This is a genomic window from Mycobacterium sp. (genome assembly GCF_032159765.1).
Lineage (GTDB): Bacteria > Actinomycetota > Actinomycetes > Mycobacteriales > Mycobacteriaceae > Mycobacterium.
In genome coordinates, this window is the sequence record NZ_JAVHWM010000009.1 from 23,658 (window position 1) to 30,613 (window position 6,956).

At 65.1% G+C, this 6,956-nt stretch carries 6 protein-coding genes; 1 reads left to right on the forward strand and 5 read right to left on the reverse strand.

The genetic code is table 11. From position 1 onward, the window contains the following. Positions 1 to 30: 30 nt before the first annotated feature. Genes hisG through QOH60_RS01255 form a run of 3 tightly spaced genes read right to left on the reverse strand, consistent with a single transcriptional unit; the run spans position 31 to position 2,670 of the window. On the reverse strand, positions 31 to 882 hold the full coding sequence (gene hisG, locus QOH60_RS01245) for an ATP phosphoribosyltransferase (protein ID WP_526416255.1): 852 nt from the start codon (positions 880 to 882) through the stop codon (positions 31 to 33). After that, positions 883 to 1,164 (reverse strand): phosphoribosyl-ATP diphosphatase, encoded by a 282-nt coding sequence (locus QOH60_RS01250; protein WP_526416257.1) that lies wholly within the window; start codon positions 1,162 to 1,164, stop codon positions 883 to 885. It abuts the gene before it with no gap. Between the two features lie 33 nt (positions 1,165 to 1,197). Further along, the gene (locus QOH60_RS01255) at positions 1,198 to 2,670 is read right to left on the reverse strand and encodes a sugar porter family MFS transporter (RefSeq protein WP_526416259.1); all 1,473 of its coding nucleotides are present in this window, start codon (positions 2,668 to 2,670) and stop codon (positions 1,198 to 1,200) included. 99 nt (positions 2,671 to 2,769) lie between these two features. On the opposite strand from QOH60_RS01255, the gene QOH60_RS01260 reads away from it, so the two are divergent. Then, positions 2,770 to 3,180, forward strand: a complete 411-nt coding sequence (locus tag QOH60_RS01260) for a hypothetical protein (protein ID WP_526416261.1) — start codon at positions 2,770 to 2,772, stop codon at positions 3,178 to 3,180. On the opposite strand, the gene QOH60_RS01265 is transcribed toward QOH60_RS01260, so the two are convergent. Both QOH60_RS01265 and metH read right to left on the reverse strand, forming a co-directional pair. Then, positions 3,146 to 3,835 (reverse strand): HAD family hydrolase, encoded by a 690-nt coding sequence (locus QOH60_RS01265; RefSeq protein ID WP_526416263.1) that lies wholly within the window; start codon positions 3,833 to 3,835, stop codon positions 3,146 to 3,148. The two genes, QOH60_RS01260 and QOH60_RS01265, sit on opposite strands and share 35 nt — an antisense overlap. 11 nt (positions 3,836 to 3,846) lie before the next feature. Further along, positions 3,847 to 6,956: methionine synthase (metH, locus tag QOH60_RS01270; RefSeq protein ID WP_526416265.1), on the reverse strand; the 3,110-nt coding region annotated here is incomplete at its 5' end.

The window sequence follows — 6,956 nt, forward strand, 5'->3', positions numbered from 1 at the left end:
CCCGCCGGGGACGCTAGCACTCCAGTCCGCTCAGAAGCGACAGAACCGGATGTCGGACGCCAGAATCGCTTTGGCGCCGATGGCCGCCAATTTGTCCATGATCGCGTTGACGTCCTTGCGGGGCACCAACGCGCGCACCGCAACCCAGTCCGGGTCCGCCAGCGGGGCGATCGTCGGCGATTCCAGGCCGGGAGTGATGGCCGCTGCGCGGTCGACGATGTCGCGAGGGCAGTCGTAGTCGAGCATGAGGTATTGCTGTCCGAACACGACGCCCTGTATCCGGGCGGCCAGCTGGTTGCGTGCCGCTGCGGTGGCGTCGTCGGGGCTTTCCCGTTCCACCAGAACGGCTTCCGAATCGCACAGCGGCTCACCGAAAGCCACCAGGTTGTGCACCTCGAGCGTGCGTCCGGATTCGACGAGGTCGGCAATCGCGTCAGCGACACCGAGCTGGATCGAGATCTCGACCGCACCGTCCAGTCTGATCACGTGGGCTTCGATTCCCTTGGCGGCCAAGTCTTTTCCCACCAGGCACGGAAAGGACGTCGCGATGCGTTTACCTGCCAGGTCCGCCACAGACCAGTCGCGGCCGCCCGGTGCGGCATAGCGCAGTCTCGACGACCCGAATCCCAGCGCCAGCCGTTCACGCACCGACGCCTGGGACTCGGCGGCCAGATCGCGGCCCGTGATGCCTAAGTCGAGATCGCCCGATCCGACGTAGATCGCGATGTCCTTCGGCCGCAGAAAGAAGAACTCGACGTCGTTGCCACGATCGACGACCGTGAGGTCCTTCTGGTCACCGCGTTTGCGGTAGCCGGCCTCGACAAGGATCTCGGTGGCGGGCGCGCTCAACACGCCCTTGTTCGGTACGGCGACTCGCAGCATCTACAGGTTCCGATACACGTCGTCGAGGGACAAGCCGCGGGAGAGCATCAGCACCTGCGTCCAGTACAGCAGCTGGCTGATCTCGACCGCGAGCTCGTCGTCGCTCTGATGTTCTGCCGCCAGCCACACTTCGCCGGCCTCCTCCAGGACCTTCTTGCCCAGCCCGTGCACCCCTGTGTCGAGGGCGGCGACGGTGCCGCTGCCTTCCGGCCGGGTCCGCGCTTTTTCGCTGAGTTCGGCGAACAGCGCGTCGAAGGTCTTCACGGCTCGCGATTGTGTCACGCGGGCCGACCCACGGTCACGCGGGTTTGCGCGTCAAGCCGGGCTGGACTCCTCGTGCAGAGCCTCGGCGTGCATGTCCTCCAGCGTCTTGCCCTTGGTTTCTTCGACCCATCGCCACACGAACAAGAACGACAGCACCGCGCACAACGCGTAGAAGCCGTAGGCGACGCCCAGCGTATGTCGCAAGGAGGGGAAGGTCACCGTGATCAGCCAGTTTGCGGTCCACTGCCCGGCTGCGGCAAGGCCGAGCGCGGCGCCCCTGATCCGGTTCGGGAACATCTCCCCGAGCAGCACCCACACCACGGGTCCCCACGACATCCCGAACGCGACGACGAAAAGGTTGGCCGCGACCAACGCGACGTATCCGGGTGTGCCGTGAATCGCGAGTTTTCCGCTGGCATCGGTGGTTGCAGCGAACTGGAAGATTGCCGCCATCGTGCCCAACGTGATCGCCATCCCCGTCGACCCGATCAGCAGCAGTGGCTTACGGCCGATCTTGTCGATCAGCGCGATGGCGATCAACGTCGTGAGAACGTTGACGATCGAGGTGATCACGGTGTTGATGGACGCGGCGTCAGCGGTGTATCCGACCGCCTGCCAGAGCACGTTCGAGTAGTAGAAGATCACGTTGATGCCGACGAACTGCTGGAAGATCGAGAGTCCCAGGCCCACCCAGACAATCCCGTAAATACCGCCGGTGGGTTTACGGAGGTCGCGCCATGACGGCTTGTCCTCGCGTTCCAGCGTCTCTTTGATCCGGACGATGGTGATTTCCAGATTCTTGGTGCCGAGCAGCTTCGTGAGAACTTTGCGGGCTTCCGGAACACGATGCGTGGCAACGAGATAACGCGGCGACTCGGGAATGGTGTACGCCAAAGTTCCGTATACCAACGCGGGCACCGCCATGACGAGAAACATCCATCGCCAGGCCGGCAGGCCCAGCCAGAGATCGTTGTTCGGGCCGCCGGCAATGTACTGCAGCAGTGCGTTGACAGCGAACGACAAGAAGATGCCTGACACGATCGCGAGCTGCTGCAGCGAACCGAGCCGGCCGCGAATGCCCGGTGGCGACGTTTCGGCGATGTAGGCCGGTGCGATCACGGACGCGACACCGACGCCGATCCCCCCGACGATGCGGAACACGACGAGCAGCCACACGTTGGGCGCGAGGCCGGTGCCGATTGCGCTGACGAGAAAGAACAGCGCTGCGATCTTCATGACGGCGATACGGCCGATCCTGTCCGCGATCCGCCCCGCGGTCAGCGCGCCCGCGGCGGCACCGAGAAGAGCCGAGGCGGTCGCGAGTCCAAGCGTGATGTCGTCGATTTTGAAGACTTCTTGTATTGACTTGACCGCGCCGTTGATCACTGCGCTGTCGTAGCCGAACAACAGGCCGCCCAGCGCGGCGACCGTGGCTATGCGAATGGCACTGCGACCCGAACTGAACTCCTCGTCTTCTTCGAAGATCTCTGGTGAATCACCGACCGGGCCACCTTGACCAGCCATGGGCGCATCCTCTCTGGTGAGACGGAAATCACACTCATTCAACACCTAGGAATAGGCTGGACGACGCACTTTCAAACTCCGATCAACGAGAAGGAGGGGATGAGAATGAAATCGCTCGCCAGGATCGGGGTGCTCATCGCCTTGGGGGCGATGTCGGGTACCGCAACGGCGCATGCCGCACCGGGTGACTGGGCAGCCGTCGGCTATGACCCGGACGGCAAGACCGGATTCCCCGGACCGGGTATCACGGCGTGGGTGAATCACGCGCCGAGCAAAGGGGACGCCGTGAACGCGGTGTTGAGCGAGTGCGGAAGTGCGCCCGGCATGGGCGGCAGTTCGGCGCCGTGCACCATCGTCGCGCTTGTTCAGAACGGGTGCGTCGCCCTGCTCTCGCTCGACGGCGTCGCGAATCCCGCAGGCGGCATTGGACCGACGGCCCAGGCCGCAGTCGCCTCGACCGCCGCAGGCAAGCGGGTCACCGAGATTCTGTACAACGACTGCACATACTGAGATCGTCGTAGACCGCGCGCAGGTCGGCGACGTCCAGCCCGGCCAGCGATGAGATATGCCTGCGCCGTGGGCCTTTCGGCACGGGCACGTCGTTGGGCACCACCAGCACCGCACAGCCCGCGCTTTCCGCCGATGCCGTGCCGTTGACGGAATCCTCGATGGCAAGGCACGCCGCAGGTGATTCGCCCAGGAGCGCGGCAGCGCGCACGTACGGGTCCGGCGCAGGTTTGCCGTTGGCGACTTCGTCGCCGCACACCGTGGCTGAAAAGTATTGGCGGCCAATGCTGTCTAGCGCAAAGTCGGCCAGGAACCGTCGCGTGTTGGTCACCAACGCCATCGGAACTGACTCAACCGCCAAGGCGTCCAGCAATTCTCGCGCGCCGGCACACCAGGGTAGGCCGTGGCGGGCAAAGAGGTGGGCGGTGTAGGTGTGCAACCATTCGGCCGTCTCGGCCATCTGATCGGGATCGGGTGCAAGACCCAGGTCGGCGTAGACGATGCGCATCACGTCCTCGGCCGAACCGCCGACCGTCGTGGCCCGCACCTCGGGGGTCAGCGTGCGGCCGAACCGCTCATACAGCGCCTGCATCGCGACATCCCAGTGCTTTTCGGAATCGACAAGGGTGCCGTCCATGTCCCACAGAACCGCGCGCACGCTTGCTGCCCCTAGACGTTGAAGTACTTGGCTTCGGGGTGGTGCAGCACAAACGCGTCCGTCGATTGCTCCGGATGCAGCTGCAGCTCCTCGGACAGCGTGACGCCGATGCGTTCGGGCTCCAGCAGCGCCACCATCTTGGTGCGGTCGTCGAGGTTCGGGCAGGCGCCGTAGCCGAAGGAGAACCGGGCACCGCGGTAGCCCAGCTTAAAGTAGTCCTCCACGGCCTCGGGGTCCTCCGTGGCCATCGCATGGTCACCGAACCGGAGCTCCTCCCGAACCCGCCTGTGCCAGTACTCGGCCAGCGCCTCCGTCAGCTGCACGCCGATGCCGTGCACCTCGAGGTAATCCCGGTAGGAATCCGAGGCGAACAGCTCGTTGGCGAAGTCGGCGATCGGCTGGCCCATCGTCACCAGCTGGAACGGCAGCACGTCGACCTGTCCGGTCTTTTCGGCCAGTTGCCGGGAGCGGATGAAATCCGCGATGCACAGGAACCGCCCGCGATGCTGGCGAGGGAACGTGAAGCGGAACCGCTCGGGCGCGTCGGGTCTCGGCGCCACCGATTTCCCGTCGCTGCGCTCGCCCCAGTCGAGCACGACGACGTCGTCGCCTTCGGACACAGCCGGGAAGTATCCGTACACCACGGCGGCGTGCGCGAGGATGCCGTCGGTAGACAGCCGGTCCAGCCAGTAGCGCAGCCGTGGCCGGCCCTCGGTTTCCACGAGCTCCTCGTACGACGGCCCGTCTGAACCGCGTGCTCCGCGAAGGCCCCACTGCCCCAGGAACAATGCGCGTTCGTCGAGCAGGCCGGTGTATTCCGCGAGGGCGACACCCTTGACCACGCGCGTGCCCCAGAACGGCGGAACCGGCACCTCAACGTCGACGGCCACGTCCGACCGCTCGGGCACTTCGACCGGCGTCTCCTCGGCTTTGCGCTGGGCGGCAATGCGTTTGGAGCGTTCATGGCGGGCCTTACGTTCGGCCTCTTTCTCGCGCGCCGCGACGGCCTCTGGGCTGTCGGTGTCGGGCGCCACCCCACGCTTGGTGTCCATGATCTGATCCATCAGCCGCAAGCCCTCGAATGCGTCACGCGCGTAGTGCACTTCGCCCTGATAGACCTCGGCCAGGTCGTTCTCCACGTAGCTGCGGGTCAGCGCGGCCCCGCCGAGCAACACCGGGAACTTCGCGGCGACCCCGCGGGTATTCATTTCCTCGAGGTTTTCCTTCATCACCACGGTCGACTTCACCAGCAGCCCGGACATACCCACGACGTCGGCGCTCTTGTCTTGCGCCACTTCGAGAATCGTGGTGATCGGCTGCTTGATGCCGATGTTGACGACCTCATAGCCGTTGTTGGTCAAGATGATGTCGACGAGATTCTTGCCGATGTCGTGGACGTCACCCTTGACGGTGGCCAGCACGATGCGACCCTTGCCTGCGTCGTCCTCGGCCTTCTCCATGTGGGGCTCCAGATACGCCACTGCGGCTTTCATCACCTCGGCGGACTGCAGGACAAACGGCAGCTGCATCTGCCCGGAGCCGAACAGCTCACCGACCGTCTTCATTCCGGCCAGCAGGTTCTCGTTGATGATGGCCAGCGGCGGCTTCTGCGTCATCGCCTCGTCGAGGTCGGTGTCCAGACCGTTGCGTTCGCCGTCGACGATGCGCTGTGCAAGGCGTTCCAGCAGAGGCAGTTTCGCAAGTTCCGCGGCACGGGATTCCTTGGAGGATGCTGCTGACACCCCCTCGAAGTTCTGCATCAGTTCCTGCAGCGGGTCGTACCCCTCGCGACGCCGGTCGTAGACGAGATCCAGCGCAATCTCGCGCTGATCCTCGGGGATCCGGTTGATCGGGACGATCTTGCTCGCGTGCACGATCGCGGAGTCGAGCCCGGCCTCTTGGCATTCGTGCAGGAACACCGAGTTCAGTACTTGGCGGGCAGCGGGATTGAGGCCGAACGAGATGTTCGACAAACCGAGCGTGGTCTGCACGTCGGGGTGCTTGCCCTTCAGCAGCCGAATGGCCTCGATGGTCTCGATGCCGTCGCGGCGGGACTCCTCCTGGCCGGTGCAGATCGTGAACGTCAGCGTGTCGATGAGAATGGACGACTCGTCCACACCCCAGTTTCCCGTGATGTCGTCGATCAGCCGCTCGGCGATCTCCACCTTCTTCTCCGCGGTGCGGGCCTGGCCCTCCTCGTCGATCGTCAGCGCGACCACCGCGGCACCGTGCTCGGAGACCAGCTCCATCGTCTTGTGGAATCGCGACTCGGGACCGTCGCCGTCCTCGTAGTTCACCGAGTTGATCGCGCACCGGCCGCCCAGATGCTCCAAACCCGCTCGCAGCACCGGGGTTTCGGTGGAGTCGAGCACAATCGGCAATGTCGAGGAAGTCGCGAGCCTGCTCGCCAACTCGTTCATGTCGGCGACGCCGTCTCGACCCACGTAGTCCACGCACAGGTCGAGCAGGTGTGCACCGTCGCGGGTCTGATCCTTCGCGATGTCGAGGCAGCGCTGCCAGTCCTCAGCAAGCATCGCATCGCGGAAAGCCTTGGAGCCGTTCGCATTCGTCCGCTCACCGATCATCAGCACCGAGGCGTCCTGAGCGAACGGGGTCGCGCTGTACAGCGACGACAGCGCCGGTTCGTACGTCACATTGCGGGGCGCGCGCTCGACGTTGCGGACGGCCTCGGCGACCTGGCGGATGTGCTCGGGCGTGGTGCCACAACAACCGCCAACCAGCGAGAGGCCAAACTCGGCGATGAACCCGGACAGCGCTGCGGCCAATTCCTCTGGTGTGAGCGGATATTCCGCGCCGTTGGCGCCCAGCACCGGCAGGCCCGCGTTCGGCATCACCGACACCGGCATGCGGGCATGGCGGGACAGGTGGCGCAGATGCTCACTCATCTCGGCTGGGCCGGTGGCGCAGTTCAGCCCGATCATGTCCACGCCGAGCGGCTCGATCGCGGTCAGCGCCGCGCCGATCTCACTGCCGAGCAGCATCGTCCCGGTGGTCTCCACGGTGACGTGCGTGATCACCGGGATGTGCCGCCCCGCCTGCGTCATAGCCCGCCGCGACCCGAGCACCGCCGCCTTGAGCTGCAGCAGGTCCTGACATGTCT